Raw genomic sequence first — 18960 nt, 5'->3', positions numbered from 1 at the left:
TGAATGATTGCAGATTTAGAAAATTGCTTAAAGACGTTGCATTGCAACGTCTTTATGGGTGATTAAATCATGATTTGGCGGATTAAAATACTCATCACTTCACCTGAGTTACCGGTTGGTAGCAGTGGACTCCAATCTCCGACACTGGCGTAACCAATTACTTGCAAATGGTGAATTGTACTGATCACAGCCTTAGCAGAACCCCTCAAAATATGCTTGATTGGTTCTCGCTGGGGAACTGGCTGTTGGGTGGCTTCGTGGTTGGGTGACTGCTCTAACTTTGATAATTGTGCCATCATTGTATTTGTACTCCATTACGGGGTTTACATAAAGGCGATCGCCCTCCGGCCAAAGATGTGTGCGATCGCCTTTATTGTTTTCATAATAAGGTATAATTTTATACTTGTCAACTATAAATACAAAACTTCTTGTTAAGAATTATCCAGATTTTAGAGATTACAGATAGTAGGAAATAATCAGGCGATCGCCTTTATAATTGTTCTCTTATCCAAGCACGAAAAGCTTTCATTGCTGCATTTCTGCCTTCAGTTTTACTCCGTTGTAAATATTCGGGTATCACTTGAGCGATGGGTAAATTAGGAAAAGCCAAGCTTTGATTAGTTGTTACATATTTACCATTAATCAAGACATTTATTTCTAATTTATTACCTCTCCATCGCCACAATTCTGGGACTCCTAACACTTCATAATTATTAAACCGAGTCCGCGATGTAATATCAATTTCAACAGCTAAATCTGGCGGTGGATCAATTGTTAAATCAATTCTGTCCTTACCTCTAACAGCCGCTTCATTTTGAATGTAAAAGCAATCGTCAGGTTCTACTCCAGCATCCATTTTTTCCTCGTCAAAAGTTGTAGAACCCAAACTCCAAAATTCAATGTCGAGTTCTTCTAATAAAGCTTTGACAAAATCCCCAATCATAACTTTAGCTACCTCATGTTCTGGTAACGGAGCCATAATTTCCAACACCCCTTGACTGTAAGATATGCGAGAACTGCGATTTTCGCCTAATTCTGCCAAAATATGTTTATAAGTTGACCAAGATATATTTTTAATCAACAACTGATGACCAGCAGGTACAATTAGTTGGTTGAGTTCTAGTAACATCACTTTCCTCGCTGTTTAAATTAACCTAACCAGTACCAACTCTAGGATATAACAATGACAGCCATTACATTCAACCTCAACGCCATTGTTAAACTCACTGACGAACAGTTTTATCAACTGTGTCGAGAAAACCCCGATGTCAAATTTGAGCGTAATAATAAAGGAGAGTTAACTGTTATGCCACCCACAGGCGGAGAAACAGGAAAAAGCAATTTTGAAATTGCTGTGGAATTTGGTATATGGAATCGTCAGACAAAATTAGGTGTATGTTTTGATTCTTCCACCTGTTTTAAGCTTCCCAATGGTGCAAATCGTTCTCCTGATGTTGCTTGGATAAAACAAGACAGATGGGATGCACTAACACCAAAGGAAAAAGCAAAATTTCCCCCCATAGCACCAGATTTCGTTTTAGAGTTGATGTCTCCTAGCGACGACTTGGCAGAAACCCAAGCCAAAATGCGAGAGTATATGGATAATCAAGTGAAACTTGGTTGGTTAATTAATCCTCCAGCCAAGCAAGTTGAAATTTATCATCAAGGTAAACCAGTAGAAATTTTGGATGCACCTACACAATTATCCGGGGAAGATATATTACCAGGATTTATTTTAGATTTAGCAATAATTTGGGATTAATTCATTACTTACGATTGTGGGGTTGGGTGATGGGAATTTCAATCACAAATTCTGCACCTTGTTTTGGTGTTGAGTTGCAATATAATTTGCCACCATGTCTATCTACCACAATTTGGTAACTAATTGATAAACCTAATCCTGTACCCTTACCTACATCTTTAGTTGTAAAGAAAGGGTCAAAAAGTTTAGCAATTACAGGTTGAGTAATTCCTAAACCATTATCTGATATACGAATAGCTATTCTGTTTATATTTACTACTTCAGTCCGAATCCAAATTTGTCCTTGTTCACCGACAAAAGCCTCATCTAAAGCATCAATGGCATTACTTAATATATTCATAAATACCTGATTGAGTTGACCAGGATAACACTCAACAAGAGGTAATTTACTATATTCTTTAGTAACGATGATTTCTGGGTGATTTGGTTTACATTTGAGCCGATTATGGAGAATCATTAAAGTACTTTCTATACCTTCGTGAATATCTACTTGCTTAAATTCAGCTTCATCCAAACGGGAGAAATTACGCAGTGATAAGACAATTTCGCGGATGCGTTGAGTACCGACTTGCATTGACTGAAGTAGTTTCACTAAATCTGTTTTGAGAAATTCCAAATCAATATGGGAGATTTCTGCTTGAATTTCTGCTGGCGGCTCAGGAAAATGTTCTTGATAAAGTTCTACTAAGCGTAATAAATCTTGGGTATATTCGCTGGCTGGAATGAGATTAGCGTGAATAAAGTTGACTGGGTTATTAATTTCATGGGCTACACCTGCAACCATATTACCCAAAGAAGACATTTTTTCGCTTTGGATAAGTTGAGATTGCGTGCGTTGCAGTTCTAATAAAGTGGTTTCTAAATTTTGGGCTTGTTGTTGTAATTGGAGGAATACTTGTTTGCTTTCAGTAATGTCAGTTGATACACCTAATACTTGTTTAACTTTGCCATCAGCATTGCGAGTAAATGGAGTTTCTCTTGTGTAGAACCAAGACCATTCACCATTTTGTCTTTTTATCCGAAACTCAACCTCAAAAATATCCCCATCCTTAGCATTAACTATTTGTTGATGATTTTGGATGACTATCGCTAAGTCATCAGGATGAACAACAGTAGGAACTAGGCTATCTCCCATTTCTTGAATAGTTTCGATAGAGTAACCAAGCACAATAGCAATTTCTTTATTAGCATAGACATTGCGTTGTTCTTCTAAATCGAAAATGAATAGTAAATGAGGTGAAGAATCAGCAATGCGTTGAATAAAATGTTGACTAGCTTGCAGTTCTGCTTCTGCTTTTTTGCGGGCTGTAATATTTAAAGTTGAGCCAACAATCCGATAAATTATCCCTTCACTATTCTTTAAGGGATTTAAAGTAGTCAACCACCAAGTTTCTAGACCATCAAAAGTTAAACATTCTTCATATTCAATTCTATCACCAATATTTACACAGCTTTGATAACGCTGAGTTATAACTGCACCTTCAACTTCACCATGTAACTCTTTGGGAGTTTTACCAACTATCTTGTCATGATTAATGCCAACCATTTTTTCTGCTGCTGTATTACATCCAGCAAATCGAAATTCTCCATTTTCTAAAACATCGACAACAAAGATGAAGTGGGGAAACCCATCATAAATGGTGCGTAAAAATTGTTCTTGTTGTTGTAATTGAGCTTCTGCTTGTTTGCGATCGCGGATATCACGGGTAATCGTTGCCATGCACACAGGTTCACCAGTATCATGGTTTTTGATGACAAATATGCTGTAATCAACTAAGATTGGTTCTTGGTTTTGAAAATGTCGGAAACGATATTCACCTTGCCATCTACCACTTTCCATCACCGTAGGAATAATCCGTTGTCGTAAATCTTCTCTATCTTCCAGACAAAAGAATTCATTAGCGTTAAAGTCTTTACTAATTTCTTGATTGTCCAATCCCACCAGCTTTCGTCCGGCTTCGTTCAAAAAAAGTAGTTTTCTGTCTAGAGAAGCTAAACCAATGAAGTCATCGCTATTTTCAATCAAAGAAACAAACAATTGACGTTCTTTCTCAGCTTGCTTACGTTCTGTAATATCAGTAATAGTGACAACTAGTTGAATTATTTGCGATTCACTATCAAAAAGAGGTGTAACATTTAACAACCACCAAATTTCTTGTTCATTGATTACAAAAGATTCTTCAAAAAATATTGTCTTGCGAGATTGGACACATTTTCTGTAGTACTGACGATAATAATCTGCCATCTCAGGACTTAGCCCTTCTGCCATTGTTTTTCCGAGCAAAGGTTCCAGAGATATCGAACTAAGGTTAAGAATGGCAGGATTCAATTTAACGTAGCGAAACTCCGTACCGTTATCTAAAACATCTAAAACGCAGATACCATAATCTACACCTTCCCAGATGCTTTGCAGAAACTGGGCTTGTTCTTTGAATTGTTGTTCGGTTTGTTGAGCTTCGGTAATATCAGCCAAGTAACCATACCAAATAATCGCTCCGTCTGCTTGCAATTCTGGTCGAGATGAAGCACGAACCCATTTCTGTTGACCAAAAATATGACCAGCCCGCCATTTATGGTGAAATTTTTGCAGAGTTTGGGCAGATTGCATAATTGCAGCTTGCAACCCAGCCAAATCATCAGGATGGACATCTGCAAATCCCAAGGTTGCATCTTTTTCAAGTTGTTCTGGTTCTACCCCCACAATTTCACGACATCCCGAAGACACAAAGGGGAAAGATATACTACCATCAGCATCAAGCCGAAATTCATACAACATCCCCGGTATACTATCAGCCAGCTTTTGGAATCTAGCTTCACTTTGACGTAAAGCGGCGGTACGTTCATCGACTTGTGCTTCTAATTCTTCATTGAGTTGTTTGAGGGCGGCTTCTGCTTGTTTGCGTTCTGTAATATCCAAAAGGACACCACAGAAAATAATCTCGTTTTCGTCATGGTGTATGGGTGTTGATTCGCCTTGAAACCAGCGAATTTCCCCATTGGGTTTCACCAAACGCCCTTCGTAGTGCCAAGGGATAGAATTGTCTACGGCTGTTGTTGCTGAAGCGATAAAACTATCAAAATCTTCTGGATAGACACAGGCAAAAAAGCTATTAATATCCTCCATCACTGTGGCGGTTGTGATACCTGCAAGCTGCCAAATAAAATCGCTCACATAGTCTACTTTCCAAACACCATTACAGTTCGTGAATTGAAAAATTGCCCCAGATAGGTTATCTGCAATATTTTTGAAGCACCTGTCGCTATTTTCTAAGGCAATTTCTGGATGTAAGTTGGTTTGCTGATACTGGACAACTAGCTGACGCAACTCCTTGAGTTCTTTTTGCAAGGAGTCGTAAGTATTTTTATCTACAGTTATCAGATTACCAGCCATAGTTTTGTTACTTGCCTGTTAGGGAACTGAATTGCACTTAACTTATATGTTTCCCAATCTCAGTCAAACAAGCACACAATTCATCATATAGCGGTACTACTCTCTACTCCCTACTCCCCACTGCCGATTCTTTAACTAAGCAATTCACCTAACTGATGCTTAATCAATAAACCTTTGAGGGTGGCATTTTCAGCTTTTAGGGCTGTGTTTTCTGCTTCTAATTCCTTAATTCTTTCTTGTAAAGCTTCTTTAGTTGTACCTTGTCGATGAATTACTACTTCTTGATAAATCGCTAAATTCGCATCTTCATTCATCCAACGTTGATAAGTTTTTGTATGTTCTTGGACTGTATGCCCCATGTAATCAGCCATTGTTTTGATTGGCACTCTTAAACGATGACCGCGAATTGCATAGGCATGACGCAAATCGTAAGGTTTAAATCCGACCTCGGCATTTCTAAATCTAACTTGCAGTTTTGCAGTTTTATTATTCAAAGTACCTGTATGATAAGGCAATTTAATATTTTTTAAATCAAACAATTCTACCCAATGGGGATGTAGGGGGGGAATACCACAACTGCGTTCACCAGTTTTTGTCCCGTCAGTCAAGCTAGGATTTAATTTTACTAAATGAAAGGTGTTAGCTGTATCCATAAAAGCATCTATATCAACAGCAAATAATTCATGGGGTCTTAAACCATAGGTCGCTAACATCCCATAGGCCCATTGCCATTGCTCTGGTTCTGTGAGGTTCTCTTTACTGGCATATACTGATAATGGGCTACCAATTTTGATAAATCCCTGAATAATCTCTTCATCGGTGGGGACTTTTCGCAGTGTGGGATGGGGTTTGGGGGTGGCGTAACTATAAATTGTGGCAAAGTTGGTAATTCCGCAAAACTCACAAAACTTTTTCAATTGCCAAACTAAGAAAAAGCGCGATGAGGTGTTAGGTTTAGTCTTTTCTAATGCTGCTTCTAATGCTTGGGCAGACATGGGAATGTCTGGGGGTAATTTTTTGAGATGGCGCAGATAATGAGTTTCCCAGGTGCGGATGCCTTGGCGGTTTTTTTCATGAGTTTTCCAAAATTGGCGCTCGTATTCTTGGATTAATTCACTGATGAGTTTGGTAGATTTTTCTGGGGCTGTGGGTTCAATTTTTTGGGCTTGTTTACCCAGTAGTTCAGCAGTCCATTGAAATTGTTTGGTGATTAATAATAAGTCTAGTTCTCGCGCCTTTAAAACTGCCATTTTCAGCCCGGTATCATTGGCAGCAAATCCACAAGAAATGGTATATTGTTTGTTAGGACTACCTTGTTTACCAATGTCACCTGGTCTACAAGGAAATGTCCCTTGTAAGCCGATGGTTTTATGACTGGTTAATTTCAGTTTGACTTTAACTTTTTCTAAGTTTAATGCTGAGTTAGCTTGCTGAATGGCATATTTAATTCTTAAATATTCTCGTTCAATTTTGGCAAATTCATCTGATGCAGGGTGTTTGGCTTTCCACTGCTTCCATTTAGATGGTTCCCATTGGTCAATTGTAATACTCTCCCATTCAGCTTTACGGGGGTCGTAGGTGCTGGTGGCGTTCCTGGGCATGATGATCTAATTTGAAGATAAGTAATCAGAGTATAAGAATTAAAGCAATACTATTGGCAAATTTATACGGAATTGATACCAATGACACTGAAGTTAAACAAGAGAGTATGGCAGTACAACTATGAGTCAAAGATATTTAATTCCATTAATTGTTGTGGCGATCGCAGCCAGTCTGGGCAGTTGTAGTTCTAATCCTACACCAACAGCCAGCAAAATTGATGACCAAGCCCCAACAACGGCCGCTCAACCTAGTCCAATTCCTAGCCAAAGCCCTAGTATGGCTCAACTACGAGACAAAAATCCAAAGATTGAGCCATTGGAAGCAACACCAAAAACTGAGACAAGTAATACTGTTAAAGCTACTCCCCGCAATACAAAAGTTGAGCCATTGGAAGCAGCGCCTAAAACTGAGACAAGTAACACTGTCAAAGTTACCCTCTACACCAGCGATGTTCAATGTCAAGAATTTATTCCCCAAAAGGTGGAAGTATCAGCCACCGAACCTGTATCCAGCGCCATTGGTAAAATTGTCCAAGAACGAGACACCGCCGATTTTAGTTTGTCTGGTTATCGGGTGAATGTGCGAAATGGGGTAGCTACTGTTGATTTGCGTTTATCTCCCCAGTCGAAGCGCCAAATAGCTTCACTTTCTAGCTGTGAACAGTTTGCTTTATTTGGAAGTGTCCGCAAAACTTTGATGAGTAATTCTCAATGGAAAATTAAAGACGTGCGCTTTACAGAGAAGGGCGAAGACATTGTGCTTTAGTTATTTTTGATTCTGCTTTACTTTTATGGGTGGAGGCGTACAAGATAAAAATTGCGTCTCCACCCAAGACTTATTTTTGTAGTTGAGAAATCTTGCGGTTTTCGGCGTATTATTTTGTTGGGTTACTACATGAGAAGCGATCGCACAGCATTCTGACTCCTGATTTCTGAATTCTCCTTACACATTGTTTGTATTGACATTGTATACACAAACCCATATATTTATAGTATGGAAAATCAAAATCGTAATATAACCATTAACATTCGCGCCCACCAAGCGCAACGAGATTTGATTGATTTAGCCGCAGAGGCTTTAGGTAAAAATCGCTCGGATTTTATGTTAGAAACTGCTTGTCGAGAAGCCCAAGCAATTTTACTAGACCGCAGATTATTTGTTTTAGATGATGAAAAGTTTCAAGAGTTTATGGCAATTTTGGATGCACCACCATCAGTCAATGAAAACCTGCGTCAATTACTAACAGAAAAAGCACCTTGGGATGAATGACTCTCATCAAATATTGCACCCTCCCCAACCAATTAAACCAGAACATGAGTTAACAGATTTTAATTCAGGTAATGCAGAATTAGATGAATGGTTGCAGAAACGAGCATTAAACAACGAAGCTAGTGGTGCATCCCGAACTTATGTTGTCACAATTGAACAAAAAGTTATTGCTTATTATTGTCTCGCTAATGGTAGTGTATTGAATACCACTGCACCAGGGAAAGTTAGACGTAATATGCCAAATACAATTCCTGTGATGGTAATAGGCAGACTTGCTGTAGACTCTAACTGGCAAGGAAAAGGAATTGGTCGAGCTTTAGTGCTTGATGCAGTAATTCGGACATTACAAGCTGCTAATATTGCGGGAATTAGAGCTATCCTTGTTCACGTAATGTCTGAGGAAGCCAAGCAATTTTATGAGAGATGTGGTTTTGTTGCTTCACCTGTTGCACCTATGACGTTGATGATTACGGTAAAGGATGGGAAAGCAGCTTTTGGAATTGATTGATTACCTTACCTACGCATTAAAATATGAAGTAACGCGATGTGCAACTTATTCTTGAAACCCCTCTCCAAACCTCTCCCCTGCAAGGAGAGAGGCTTTGAATATTGCTCCCCTTCCCTTGTAGGGAAGGGGTTGGGGGTTAGGTTTGAGAGAAAGTTGCACACGGCGTGAAGTAAATCAGAAAAAGTCAACTATGGCTGCTAAAGATAAATTTCATGCTGTGGTTAGAGTTGCTTTAGAAAAGCAGCAGTGGAAGATAACGGATGATCCTCTGCGACTAGAAGTTGGTGGAACTAAATTTGAAATAGATTTAGGTGCTGAACAACTGTTAGCAGCAGAGCGAGGTGAAGAAAAAATTGCAGTTGAGATTAAAACATTTTTGAGTGATTCACCACTAACAGATTACCATGCTGCGTTGGGACAGTTTTTGAATTATCGGCTTGCTTTGGAAATTAGTGATCCAACTCGGATTCTATATTTAGCAGTACCTGTAGGTGTTTATGAAGTCTTTTTTAAGCGGGAATTTGCCCAAATATCTGTAGAGAGATATCAAATTAAACAAATTATTTATGACCCAATTCAAGAGGTAATTTTACAATGGATACCCTAGAGTCTTATCGCAATATCATTCAGTCATTGCTGACGGCTTATGCTGCTATTCCCATAGCAAATGGTCAGATTGATTGCTACACAGTTTTTGATACAAAACAAGACCATTTTATGGTTATGAATGTGGGTTGGGATGGTCATCGAAGAGTTTATGGTTGTGTTTTACATTTGGATATTAAGCAGGGAAAAATTTCAATTGAGCAGAATATGACGGAAATGAGAGTGGCTCAAGAACTCGTAGAGAAAGGGGTTCCTAAAGATGATATTGTTTTAGGATTTCAAGCGCCTGAAATGCGGGAATATACAGGATATGGAGTTTTTTAAATTAACAGTAGATAGTTATCAGTTTATGGGTAAAACATTATTATATCCTCTGAGTTTATTCGTAGTTATTAATCTTCACTGATAACTGTTAACTGTCACAAAGCACGCGCAACTACCCGAAAACCCACAAATTCGTAGCAAAGCTCTCTCAAGCACTTGTAGCGGGATACAGTACGACCAAACCTAGCATAGTCGCTCCATGAACCGCCACGCAGTATCTTCATATTATTATTTTTACTAGTTAACCATTGACTCCCATCTCTCGGTGCGCTTTGGTAACTATGGTTATATACATCTTGACACCATTCCCATACATTGCCACACATATCATACACACCGAAAGCGTTTGGCGGAAATTTCCCCACATCTGTTGTTTCCCCTCGATATTCCCCTTTGGGTGCAGCACCGTAGGGATAGTTACCGTTGTAGTTAACTAAATCTGTCGTAATCGTTTCCCCAAAATAAAACGGCGTGGTTGTCCCTGCACGACAAGCATATTCCCATTCCGCTTCGCTGGGTAGCCTGTAAGTGCGTCCTGTCTTTTGACTCAATTTTTGACAGAACTCTACCGTATCATCCCAACTCACTGTTTCTACAGGTTTCTCATCACCTATGAAATCAGAAGGATTTTTTCCCATGATTGCTTGATACTGTGCTTGGGTAATTGGATATTTCCCCATGAAGAAGCCAGGAACGGTTACTTCATGCTGTGGTTTTTCATCGGAGTCTCCCTCACCTTCCGGTGAACCCATCATAAAAGTTCCCCCTGGTATCTGCACCATTTCTAATTTGACACCATTCCCCAAGTCTTCAATAAAATATTTCGCTTCGCAGTTGCGACGGTTGGTGATGTTACCCGTTGCATCTACCGTCACTGTTTCAAATCGAAAGGTTTTTAAGAAATCTCTTTCAACTGTAGATGCGCCTTTAGTAGACTGTTCAGCAGTAGAACTAGGTGGTGCAGAAGGTGGTTGTTGTCGTTCCCATCTTAAACGGTCAATTCTTTTAATTGCCTCGATTGCTTTCATATCCTGTCCTGAAGCCGCAGCTAAAACCCTAATCCATAATTGTTCTGCCAAATCCAAATTTCTCGTTACTTCGGCTTCGTAAGCATCTTCTTTGAGAATAGAGATATCATGTAAGGTTGCATATCGCGGTACAAGTATCAGGTGAGATTTATTTACAGGTTCCGCAATAATATATGGTGTTTGCCTCCCACTTTTATGCTGACGCACAATTTCCGGCACACGAAAATTGAGGTGCTGGTTTAACCTTTCAACAGTGGCGCATTGTCCCCGAACTCCCAACCCTTCTAATAACGCCGTAGTAAAAGCACCTTGCTGTAACGCCTCAATTTCATAAGAATATTCCTGCGGACTACAGGAAAATATACTAATCACTCCTTGTTGACGTGCTTCCTCAGCCGTCTGTCTCCCGATACCTTCACCCGCACGAGTCCCCAAACTGCGACAAGCATCTAAAATCAACACAACATTATCTGCACCACAACGCCGCAACCGTTCGGTGACAAAGTTAATGGGTATCGCTGTTTCTTCAATATCTGCGGGGTTCCCATCCAAAGGCATGAGATAATCACGTTCAGCATGACGCATCCCATGTCCACTAAAAAAGAACCAAAAGTTATCACCTGCACCCATGAAGGGTTGATTAAATAACTCTAAAAAGACGCGCCGCAAATTTGCACGGGTGGGGCGAGTTGATTTTCCACCAATATCAGGCGAGTCATCGCTGAAGAAAAATATCTTCTCAAACCCCGCCTCGGTGCGAAGAAACTGCTGGATTAATTCTGCATCCCGCTTGGCATAATTTAGCGGTTGCAGATAATCATACTTGTTAATGCCAACTGCGATCGCCCAATTTTTTGCCATCTACTTTGGTTCTTGTCGCTTAAATGTCAGCTTTATCGCACCTTTCCCACTGGCTTTTGCACCGCTACCAATTAACTTAACTTCCCCTTCGCCGCTAATTTCTACTGATAGTTCAATTTCCTCAAGCTGCATTTTAGAACTTGCTTGCTGTTCTGCACGACTAAACAAGCGTCCTACCAATTGCAGAAACTGAGTCATGTTCTGTTCTAATTTTTGCGCGGAAACGGGAACCGCATCGCCTTTCGTGCTGCTAGGTTCTTTTACTTCATCTCCCCAACCTCGTGGGTTGTTAATTCCGCCTTTTGTCCCGTCAGGAATGGTAATTGGCGCTACGTCGTCGGTGACAATCAAAATGCTGTCTGGTGGTGTGTCTGACATATCTATGCTCGGTTTTTATTTAGCATTTTCGCATAAATATTTTGTATCACGTAGAAACACGGAGAGATTTAACATTAGATTATCAGTGATGCTTCAGATCCCCGACTTCTTTGAGAAGTCGGGGATCTTTCAGTACACCTGTTTTATCGAATGCAGATTTAGCTAATATGGAAGTCGAACGCTGATACCCTGTAGAGTAGCTGGTGATGATGAAGTGCGATCGCTATAATTTCTCGTAAGATAAATCATCAAGTAACTTGTTCTTTCTGGGTAAGTGCATTGCTTGAGCCAGTTCAGTTAGCGATATTTCTAGTGGTTCAGGAAAGTCTTTGAGTAAAATTTCTCCAGGATGACTAGGAGGACGATATTTAGGTATTCTCATGATTTTCTACTTCACAAGCTCCTTCATTTGTCCACACAAAACATATTCGATATTGCTTGTTAATTCTAATACTGTTCTGACCTTCTCTGTCACTTTGTAATGCTTCTAATTTATTACCGAGAGGTATTTTCATATCATCTAAAGAAATTGCAGTAAAGATTAATCTTTGTAGGTGGCGTTGGAGACGCACAACAGATATCAAAAGCAACACGATAAATTTAAATTGCAGCGTTCATTTTTGTAGTTGAGAAATTGTGCCTTTTTCGGCGTATCATTTGTTGGGTTACGCTGTCGCTCCACCCAACCTACGGGAGATAGCTTTTGAACATCAACCAATACCACATTTTTTTGTAATGTCAATCTAAAATCTACTATCCGTTATAAAAAACAACATTTAAAAGTAAGCAAAAAGTAAGAAATGGATTTTTCGTTAAACGCTCAAAACATTACAGGACAAGAGAAATAGATGGTACGACCGCGCAAGGTTTTTGCTCAACATTGGCTCAAAAGTGACAAGGTACTCAACGCAATAGTGCAGGCGGCAGATTGTAGTACAAATGACCGAATCCTGGAAATTGGGCCGGGTACAGGCATTTTGACTCGGCGTTTATTACCTTTGGTAGAAGCTTTAGTAGCAGTCGAAATTGATAGAGATTTATGTAAGTTATTAGTCAAAGAATTAGGAAGTAAAGAGAATTTTTTATTATTACAAGGTGATTTTTTGGAGTTAGATTTAGCAGCGAATTTAACAGCGTTTCCCAAATTTCAAAATGCGAATAAAGTAGTGGCGAATATTCCTTACAATATTACTGGGCCAATCATCGAAAAATTATTAGGAACAATCGCCAATCCTAACCCCAAACCATTCGATTCCATTGTGCTATTAATTCAGAAAGAAGTAGCAGAAAGATTGTATGCTAAAGCTGGGTCAAAAACCTTTGGCGCTTTATCAGTTAGGGTGCAGTATCTAGCAGAATGTGAGTTAATTTGTCCAGTTCCAGCTAGTGCATTTTACCCAGCGCCAAAAGTAGACTCGGCTGTTGTTAGGTTGCGTCCGCGTCAACTAGAAACTTTAGCTAACGACCCACGCAGATTAGAGAATCTGGTAAAGTTAGGTTTTGGGTCAAAGCGCAAAATGTTGCGGAACAACTTGCAATCTGTAATTGACCGCGATCGCCTGACCCAATTACTGGAACAATTAGAAATAAATCCCCAAGCTAGGGCTGAAGAAATCAGCACTCAGCAATGGGTCACTCTGAGTAACCTACTCAGCACTTTTAACTCAGCACTCAGCACTCAAGATGCGTAGTTACACCCTCATCGCTCCTGCCAAAATTAATTTGTATCTGGAAATCATTGGCGATCGCGCTGATGGTTATCATGAGTTAGTCATGATATTGCAAAGCATCGACCTCGCCGACAAAATTTCTGTCCGCGCCATCAGTGAACAAATTATTCGCGTCCACTGTAACCATCCCCAAGTCCCCACCGATAAAACTAATCTCGTATATCGCGCCGCCGAATTAATGACCAAACAATTTCCCGAAGCGGCGGCGAAATATGGTGGAGTGGAAATTACATTAGAGAAAAATATTCCTGTCGCGGCTGGGTTGGCGGGAGGTTCCACAAACGCGGCGGCGGTATTAGTCGGGATAGATTTATTGTGGAACTTGGGACTGACTCAAACCGAAATTGAAGAGTTGGGTGCTACTTTAGGTTCAGATATACCATTTTGTGTGGCAGGTGGAACAGCGATCGCTACAGGTAGAGGTGAACAACTCGCACCACTACCAAATTTAGATCATATATATATAGTATTGGCGAAATATCGTAGCCTAGAAGTATCTACCCCTTGGGCATACAAAACCTATCGTCAAGAATTTGGTCATACATATCTCAAAGACACCGAAGATTTAGCCGCGCGTGCAGCCGCAGTTCATTCCGGTGAAATAGTCCAAGCAATAGTTCGTAAAGAGGCAACAGAAATTGCTCAAAAACTGCACAATGATTTAGAGCGTGTAGTTTTACCTGCTTATTCTCAAGTCATGCAACTGCGAGAACTGTTTGCAACTCAACCAGGAGTTCTCGGAACTATGATGTCTGGTTCTGGGCCGAGTGTGTTTGCAATTGTCGAGTCGGAACCCCAAGCACAAGCAGTCAAACAATTTATCAGAGAAACAATTCCCGACGAAGATTTAGAATTGTTTGTGACTCACACCATTACACACGGCATTCAGATAGCATCTTAAAAAGTGAAGAGTGCTGAGTTGAAAGTGCTGAGTGCTGAGTTGAAAGACCGTCCACAATTCATCGTGGTATCAACCTTCTCCTGATTATAAGATTCCACCCACAAGGGACGGGGAATTTACTGAGTGCGAAAGTGCTTCCTTCCTCTTTTTCTTACTCAGCACTCAGTACGGTAAAAAGTAAAAAGTGTTTGTTCAAACTAAGCCAAACTGATTCTGAACTTTGAATGCAACAATACCAAGCAAGACAACAAGTCCTAAAGCTCTGCGAAAATAATTTACACCTTCAAACAATTCTAGCCAAGCCCAAGTAAACAAAGAGCCAGTCGCCAGGGTATCAAACACTAGATGGATTTTCCCAGTCGACAAAATTAGCGACAATATACTTGTGACAAACCACACAATCAGAGGTAAGTTTGGCATTTGAGCAATGACAATATTACCATTGCGATCACGGAAGGTTTTATCGACTAATGTATTGTCCATAATTTTCGCTGGGAGTTGTTTAATCCAATTAAAACATTCAGACACATCCCAGTCCAATGTATCTAATTGCTGATATTGGGACAGTTCAGATATGTCTGTATGGGTATATTCAGATTAATGCAGCAAGCAAGATACAATTGTGGACATAGCTGAGACGCGATGGAATTTTTCTGATTGTATGAGTGACCAAAATATCACACCCCAAGAAACCACAACACCAACTGAAGTATCACCACTACGCTGCATTACAGGCGCAATCATTTCTAGTGGATTAGCATATACTTTATATTCGCTGATGATTGCGATCGCTACTAACTTCGCCAGCAAACCACTCCATTCTCAAAATGAACTCGTCATCAAGATTTCCTCTGCGGTACGCACCTTAGTTGTGGGGATAGTTGCTTTAGGTAGCGGCATATTTGGGATAGTAGCGATCGGTTTAATCGCTCTAGCTGTGCAACTATTAATACAGCAGTTCTCAGCCAAACCAAAAAGCAACTAAATAAACTTTTATCTCCCTTGTCTCCCTTGTCTCCCCTTCCGCCATACTATCTCTGACTCACATGCAAGCACTTTTCCAACTGAGTGCAGTTTAGTAATGTAATCTACTCCACCTAGTTCAAAAGCTTTAATTTTATCTGTAATTTGGTCTAACGCACTAATAAAAATTATAGGAATATTAGCAGTTTTTTCTTGCCGTTTTAATTGTTGACATACTTCATACCCACTGATTTCTGGCATGTTAATATCAAGTAAAATCAAATCAGGTGGTTCTAGCTGTGCAGCTTGAATTGCCATCTTAGCACTGACAGTTTTTTTGACCTTAAATCCATGAGCTTCCAGGATTTTTGCTAATAAACGCAAATTATCTGGTGTATCATCAATGAGTAAAATCAAAGCAGAATCAATTGTCAATTTTGATAAAGACATAATTTATTGGTTTAATTTTAATTAATCTAAAATATCTTTTAGCAAATTAATAATTGTCTCTAAATGAAAATTATCAACTAAATCTTTTAAAGCCTCTGCAAGTTGATACTTACTGGCAGGAATTTCTTGGAAAAGTTGATAAAGCTTTTCATCATCAATAATTAATGCCGCTTCATAAACTTGAGCCAGCCAACTTGCTGGCATATCTGCCAAATCAGAGGTTGTTAATTTTTGTGATTGATGTTTAGATTCTGGGAATTTTGGCTGATGATTTTCCGCATAAACATAGCGCACGCCGAGATATTGTGCCATTTTTTCCAACAGAACGGTTTCTTCAAAAGGTTTAGCCACAAAATCATCACAACCTATTTGTAAAATCACTTCTCTATCTTCAACAAAAGCACTGGCAGTCAACGCGATAATTGCTAAAATTTGGTTTTGATTATGAGCGCGAATTTGTTTAGTTGCCTCATAACCATTCATCACAGGCATTTGTATATCCATCAAAATTAGATGGGGTTGCCAAGCTTTACAGATATCAACAGCCATCAGACCATTTTCGGCTGCACAGACCTCAAAACCGACAGATTTCAGCAGCTTTACCATTAACTGCCGATTTTCTAAAACATCCTCAACAATTAAAATTCGATATCGAGGTTGACCAGGTTTTAAACTAATAACTCGCCTAGTAACTTGGGTAGCAGGTAAAACATCCAGTTTTTCGGCGATAGTCATCTGCACGCTACAAGTAAAAGTTGCGCCTTGTCCGAAGATACTTTGAGCGTGAACATCGCCCCCCATTAATCTGGCAAACTGACGGCTAATGGCTAGTCCCAAGCCTGTACCTTGCATAAATTGTCTGCCACCTTTAGCTTGTGCAAATGCTTCAAAAATTAACTCTAAATCTTCGGTGGTAATGCCAGGGCCAGTATCTTCTACCACAAATTCTACAATTACCTTACCCGATTCTTTGGCATATTTAGCATAGGAAACTCGCAGCGCCACATAACCAACCACTGTAAATTTAATGGCATTGCCCAGTAAGTTAATTAATATTTGTCGCAGTTTACCTTCATCACCACAAACATATTGATTTACCTCTGGACTAAACTCTGTAATGATGTTTATTCCTTTATCAGAAGCTTTGAGGGCAAACATTTCTTGAATTGAAAAAATTAATCGATATAAATCAAAGTAGCTTTCATTTAAAGTGAGTTGCCCCGCTTCAATTTTTGACATTTCTAAAACATCATTAATTAAAGCTAATAAATGTTCACCACTACGACTAATAATGTCTAAATGTTCTCGGTCATTTTGCGACAAAGAGCTATTACGAGTCATAATTTGGGTGAAACCTAAGATAGCATTGAGTGGTGTACGCAATTCATGACTCATTTTAGCTAAAAACTGGCTTTTGGCACGGTTAGCAATTTCGGCTTGCTCGGCTGCTTGCTGAAGTGCTACATGGGAAAATTCTAAAGCTGCTAACATCAAATTATTCTTCATTTCCTGTGCAACTTCAATTTCAAATGCTTGCCAGGGATAGGATTTATTTTTAACTGTTTGTTTCCACAGTTCAAATGATTTACGGGGAGTCAGACGTAAAGTATTATCTGTAGCTAGAGAAATTGATGCTTGCGGATTCCCCGCCCAATTCACAGTCTGGACTTGCTCAGGGCGTAACCAAATAATATGATAAGACCTGTGATTCAGGAAAATTGAAATGGCGAGAATACCACTAACTTTATTTTTAAATTTTCTGGACGGAGGATAGAGTTGTGGTAATGAGTCAGTGTAAAAAACTTCTTGTCGTTGTTGATCAGCAAGCCAGGTTATTAGCTTTCGGATATCACTTTCTGAGGGGGTTTGCCCAATTAAAGTTAATTGTTCTTCTAATAATATGGCAACACCTTGAGCTTGCACTAAATTTAACAAATTAGATTTGTTGCGTTTAAAAACATTGCCAATATAGTCTAACTTATTAGATAATGCTTGTCTGAGTTGTTCTTGAATTATTTTAACTTTTTGGCGGTAAAAATTTAGTTCTCTTTCTTGTTGATTGATTAATTGAACTGAGGCAAACTGCCCAATAAATTCACAAATTTTGCGAATTTCATAATCAACATTTCTAGGTGTATGATGGTGACAAGCAATCATCCCCCAAAGCCGATTTTCATTGATCAGGGAAATACACAAAGTTGCGGTGACACCCATATTCTGCAAATATTCTATATGCCAGGGTGAAACGCTTCTTAATGTTACTGTACTTAAATCTAAGAGTGGATGAGAGGGAATTAACTTGACTGGCTGATAATTGATGTCGGGAATTAAGCGTAAATATTTTTCGTAGTAAAGTTGTCTGGCTTGGGCGGGAATATCTGAAGCTGGATAATGTAAGTCTAAATAACTTTCGAGATGACTGAGCTTATCTTCGGCAATCACAACTCCACTGTAGTCTGCTTCTAATCTATAGAGCATAACCCGATCAAATTGGGTAATTTTTCTGACTTCTTTGACAATAATTTGAAATAGTTCTAGGGAATTTTTAGCATTGGTTATTTGGGAAACTGTTTGTTCTAAAAGATGACAATAACCAAAAAATTGACTATTTTGTGTATGTGAGCGTGGTTCTAATTCTAAGATAAAAATATTTTGCGATCGCTGGATGGTTGCAAGAAAAAATTTGGGTGCATTTTCTCCAAGAAATTGGGATAGTTCAGATTTTAATTCCAACAAATGCACAAATGGTAAAACTTCTTGTTGCAGAGCATCAATAATCGATTGTACTTGCTTTGAAGCGAAAAGTAATGTTAAATTATTTCCAATTAAATCGGCTGCGGAAATCCCAAAAAATTCACTTGTATTTTCACTAGCTTGTAGAATCTTAAGGTGTGGTAATTCCAAAGCTAACAGGACACCAAAGGGTTGAATATAACCAGGAATGTTGATTGGTTCCTGATCGCAGTCAATGACAGTCATCGTATCTAAATCGGTCATTTTGAAATTGTAATATTTTATTTTTTCGAGAGAATTTGATGAGCAAAAAAGACATTTTATACCAAGTGTTTTCAGTTTACACTGTAGTTAGTCAGAGATGGAATGAGGAAATGTTGGGAACGAGATGAATTTTGTGTTTCCGTGAAAAATTGTATGATCAAGTTAGTTATTTTTGCATATAACATTTATC

General features: G+C 39.2%; 20 protein-coding genes. 9 read left to right on the top strand and 11 right to left on the bottom strand.

All coding sequences use genetic code 11. From position 1 onward, the window contains the following. Window positions 1–62: 62 nt before the first annotated feature. Both H6G77_RS07640 and H6G77_RS07635 read right to left on the bottom strand, forming a co-directional pair. Window positions 63–296 carry a hypothetical protein gene (locus tag H6G77_RS07640; RefSeq protein ID WP_242049171.1) on the bottom strand — a complete coding sequence of 78 codons (234 nt, stop codon included), beginning with the start codon at window positions 294–296 and terminating at the stop codon, window positions 63–65. 194 nt (window positions 297–490) lie between these two features. Beyond that, window positions 491–1129 carry a Uma2 family endonuclease gene (locus H6G77_RS07635; protein ID WP_190871250.1) on the bottom strand — a complete coding sequence of 213 codons (639 nt, stop codon included), beginning with the start codon at window positions 1127–1129 and terminating at the stop codon, window positions 491–493. A gap of 54 nt (window positions 1130–1183) precedes the next feature. Here H6G77_RS07635 and H6G77_RS07630 point away from each other — a divergent pair, with 54 nt between their 5' ends. Beyond that, entirely contained in the window at window positions 1184–1762 is a 579-nt protein-coding gene (locus tag H6G77_RS07630; protein ID WP_190669016.1) for a Uma2 family endonuclease, read from the top strand. A 4-nt stretch (window positions 1763–1766) separates the two neighbouring features. On the opposite strand, the gene H6G77_RS07625 is transcribed toward H6G77_RS07630, so the two are convergent. Together H6G77_RS07625 and H6G77_RS07620 are read right to left on the bottom strand one after the other, a co-directional pair. Continuing rightward, the gene (locus H6G77_RS07625) at window positions 1767–5153 is read right to left on the bottom strand and encodes a PAS domain S-box protein (RefSeq protein WP_242049163.1); all 3387 of its coding nucleotides are present in this window, start codon (window positions 5151–5153) and stop codon (window positions 1767–1769) included. 131 nt (window positions 5154–5284) lie between these two features. Continuing rightward, entirely contained in the window at window positions 5285–6754 is a 1470-nt protein-coding gene (locus H6G77_RS07620; protein WP_190871249.1) for an integrase, read from the bottom strand. Between the two features lie 121 nt (window positions 6755–6875). On the opposite strand from H6G77_RS07620, the gene H6G77_RS07615 reads away from it, so the two are divergent. The 5 genes from H6G77_RS07615 to H6G77_RS07595 all read left to right on the top strand — a co-directional run bounded on the left by H6G77_RS07615 (window position 6876) and on the right by H6G77_RS07595 (window position 9462). Beyond that, entirely contained in the window at window positions 6876–7520 is a 645-nt protein-coding gene (locus H6G77_RS07615) for a sporulation/spore germination protein (protein ID WP_190590246.1), read from the top strand. A 228-nt stretch (window positions 7521–7748) separates the two neighbouring features. Next, window positions 7749–8024 (top strand): DUF1778 domain-containing protein, encoded by a 276-nt coding sequence (locus H6G77_RS07610; protein WP_190590245.1) that lies wholly within the window; start codon window positions 7749–7751, stop codon window positions 8022–8024. Then, window positions 8017–8532 (top strand): GNAT family N-acetyltransferase, encoded by a 516-nt coding sequence (locus H6G77_RS07605; RefSeq protein WP_190871248.1) that lies wholly within the window; start codon window positions 8017–8019, stop codon window positions 8530–8532. Before H6G77_RS07610 ends, H6G77_RS07605 begins: the two co-directional genes overlap by 8 nt. A gap of 190 nt (window positions 8533–8722) precedes the next feature. After that, window positions 8723–9139 carry a XisH family protein gene (locus H6G77_RS07600; RefSeq protein WP_190871247.1) on the top strand — a complete coding sequence of 139 codons (417 nt, stop codon included), beginning with the start codon at window positions 8723–8725 and terminating at the stop codon, window positions 9137–9139. Beyond that, entirely contained in the window at window positions 9127–9462 is a 336-nt protein-coding gene (locus H6G77_RS07595) for a XisI protein (RefSeq protein WP_190871246.1), read from the top strand. Before H6G77_RS07600 ends, H6G77_RS07595 begins: the two co-directional genes overlap by 13 nt. Before the next feature lie 95 nt (window positions 9463–9557). Here the strand turns inward: H6G77_RS07595 and H6G77_RS07590 are convergent, their stop codons facing one another. The 4 genes from H6G77_RS07590 to H6G77_RS07575 form a co-directional block, all read right to left on the bottom strand. Beyond that, window positions 9558–11351, bottom strand: a complete 1794-nt coding sequence (locus tag H6G77_RS07590; protein WP_190871245.1) for an SUMF1/EgtB/PvdO family nonheme iron enzyme — start codon at window positions 11349–11351, stop codon at window positions 9558–9560. After that, entirely contained in the window at window positions 11352–11729 is a 378-nt protein-coding gene (locus H6G77_RS07585; protein WP_190871244.1) for a hypothetical protein, read from the bottom strand. Between the two features lie 223 nt (window positions 11730–11952). Next, window positions 11953–12111, bottom strand: coding sequence for a hypothetical protein (locus H6G77_RS07580; protein ID WP_190871243.1), 159 nt, complete (start codon window positions 12109–12111; stop codon window positions 11953–11955). After that, complete coding sequence (locus H6G77_RS07575; RefSeq protein ID WP_313954485.1) at window positions 12098–12322, bottom strand: type II toxin-antitoxin system RelE/ParE family toxin; 225 nt, start codon at window positions 12320–12322, stop codon at window positions 12098–12100. The genes H6G77_RS07580 and H6G77_RS07575 overlap by 14 nt, the downstream gene beginning before the upstream one ends. A gap of 255 nt (window positions 12323–12577) precedes the next feature. Between H6G77_RS07575 and rsmA the strand changes: the two genes are divergently transcribed. Further along, complete coding sequence (gene rsmA, locus H6G77_RS07570; protein WP_190871242.1) at window positions 12578–13420, top strand: 16S rRNA (adenine(1518)-N(6)/adenine(1519)-N(6))-dimethyltransferase RsmA; 843 nt, start codon at window positions 12578–12580, stop codon at window positions 13418–13420. Beyond that, on the top strand, window positions 13413–14360 hold the full coding sequence (ispE, locus tag H6G77_RS07565; RefSeq protein ID WP_190871241.1) for a 4-(cytidine 5'-diphospho)-2-C-methyl-D-erythritol kinase: 948 nt from the start codon (window positions 13413–13415) through the stop codon (window positions 14358–14360). The genes rsmA and ispE overlap by 8 nt, the downstream gene beginning before the upstream one ends. A 192-nt stretch (window positions 14361–14552) precedes the next feature. Here the strand turns inward: ispE and H6G77_RS07560 are convergent, their stop codons facing one another. After that, the gene (locus H6G77_RS07560; RefSeq protein ID WP_190871240.1) at window positions 14553–14843 is read right to left on the bottom strand and encodes a hypothetical protein; all 291 of its coding nucleotides are present in this window, start codon (window positions 14841–14843) and stop codon (window positions 14553–14555) included. 178 nt (window positions 14844–15021) lie between these two features. Here H6G77_RS07560 and H6G77_RS07555 point away from each other — a divergent pair, with 178 nt between their 5' ends. Further along, window positions 15022–15345: a DUF3082 domain-containing protein gene (locus H6G77_RS07555; RefSeq protein WP_190871239.1), complete on the top strand. Its 324-nt coding sequence runs from the start codon at window positions 15022–15024 to the stop codon at window positions 15343–15345. An 8-nt stretch (window positions 15346–15353) separates the two neighbouring features. Here H6G77_RS07555 and H6G77_RS07550 read toward each other — a convergent pair whose 3' ends face one another. Together H6G77_RS07550 and H6G77_RS07545 are read right to left on the bottom strand one after the other, a co-directional pair. Next, entirely contained in the window at window positions 15354–15773 is a 420-nt protein-coding gene (locus tag H6G77_RS07550; RefSeq protein WP_190871238.1) for a response regulator, read from the bottom strand. Between the two features lie 21 nt (window positions 15774–15794). Beyond that, window positions 15795–18770, bottom strand: coding sequence for a response regulator (locus tag H6G77_RS07545; RefSeq protein WP_190871237.1), 2976 nt, complete (start codon window positions 18768–18770; stop codon window positions 15795–15797). Window positions 18771–18960: the final 190 nt, after the last annotated feature.

This window comes from Aulosira sp. FACHB-615 (assembly GCF_014698045.1).
In the GTDB taxonomy this organism is placed as follows: domain Bacteria; phylum Cyanobacteriota; class Cyanobacteriia; order Cyanobacteriales; family Nostocaceae; genus Nostoc_B.
Note: the sequence above shows the minus strand (reverse complement) of the source record. Positions and strands in the feature narration are given on the sequence as shown.

Bases quoted from the DNA above. Each gene is read 5' to 3' on its own strand.
- H6G77_RS07640 (WP_242049171.1), bottom strand. From the start codon at position 296: ATGGCACAATTATCAAAGTTAGAGCAGTCACCCAACCACGAAGCCACC.
- H6G77_RS07635 (WP_190871250.1), bottom strand. From the start codon at position 1,129: ATGTTACTAGAACTCAACCAACTAATTGTACCTGCTGGTCATCAGTTG.
- H6G77_RS07630 (WP_190669016.1), top strand. From the start codon at position 1,184: ATGACAGCCATTACATTCAACCTCAACGCCATTGTTAAACTCACTGAC.
- H6G77_RS07625 (WP_242049163.1), bottom strand. From the start codon at position 5,153: ATGGCTGGTAATCTGATAACTGTAGATAAAAATACTTACGACTCCTTG.
- H6G77_RS07620 (WP_190871249.1), bottom strand. From the start codon at position 6,754: ATGCCCAGGAACGCCACCAGCACCTACGACCCCCGTAAAGCTGAATGG.
- H6G77_RS07615 (WP_190590246.1), top strand. From the start codon at position 6,876: ATGAGTCAAAGATATTTAATTCCATTAATTGTTGTGGCGATCGCAGCC.
- H6G77_RS07610 (WP_190590245.1), top strand. From the start codon at position 7,749: ATGGAAAATCAAAATCGTAATATAACCATTAACATTCGCGCCCACCAA.
- H6G77_RS07605 (WP_190871248.1), top strand. From the start codon at position 8,017: ATGAATGACTCTCATCAAATATTGCACCCTCCCCAACCAATTAAACCA.
- H6G77_RS07600 (WP_190871247.1), top strand. From the start codon at position 8,723: ATGGCTGCTAAAGATAAATTTCATGCTGTGGTTAGAGTTGCTTTAGAA.
- H6G77_RS07595 (WP_190871246.1), top strand. From the start codon at position 9,127: ATGGATACCCTAGAGTCTTATCGCAATATCATTCAGTCATTGCTGACG.
- H6G77_RS07590 (WP_190871245.1), bottom strand. From the start codon at position 11,351: ATGGCAAAAAATTGGGCGATCGCAGTTGGCATTAACAAGTATGATTAT.
- H6G77_RS07585 (WP_190871244.1), bottom strand. From the start codon at position 11,729: ATGTCAGACACACCACCAGACAGCATTTTGATTGTCACCGACGACGTA.
- H6G77_RS07580 (WP_190871243.1), bottom strand. From the start codon at position 12,111: ATGAGAATACCTAAATATCGTCCTCCTAGTCATCCTGGAGAAATTTTA.
- rsmA (WP_190871242.1), top strand. From the start codon at position 12,578: ATGGTACGACCGCGCAAGGTTTTTGCTCAACATTGGCTCAAAAGTGAC.
- ispE (WP_190871241.1), top strand. From the start codon at position 13,413: ATGCGTAGTTACACCCTCATCGCTCCTGCCAAAATTAATTTGTATCTG.
- H6G77_RS07560 (WP_190871240.1), bottom strand. From the start codon at position 14,843: ATGGACAATACATTAGTCGATAAAACCTTCCGTGATCGCAATGGTAAT.
- H6G77_RS07555 (WP_190871239.1), top strand. From the start codon at position 15,022: ATGAGTGACCAAAATATCACACCCCAAGAAACCACAACACCAACTGAA.
- H6G77_RS07550 (WP_190871238.1), bottom strand. From the start codon at position 15,773: ATGTCTTTATCAAAATTGACAATTGATTCTGCTTTGATTTTACTCATT.
- H6G77_RS07545 (WP_190871237.1), bottom strand. From the start codon at position 18,770: ATGACCGATTTAGATACGATGACTGTCATTGACTGCGATCAGGAACCA.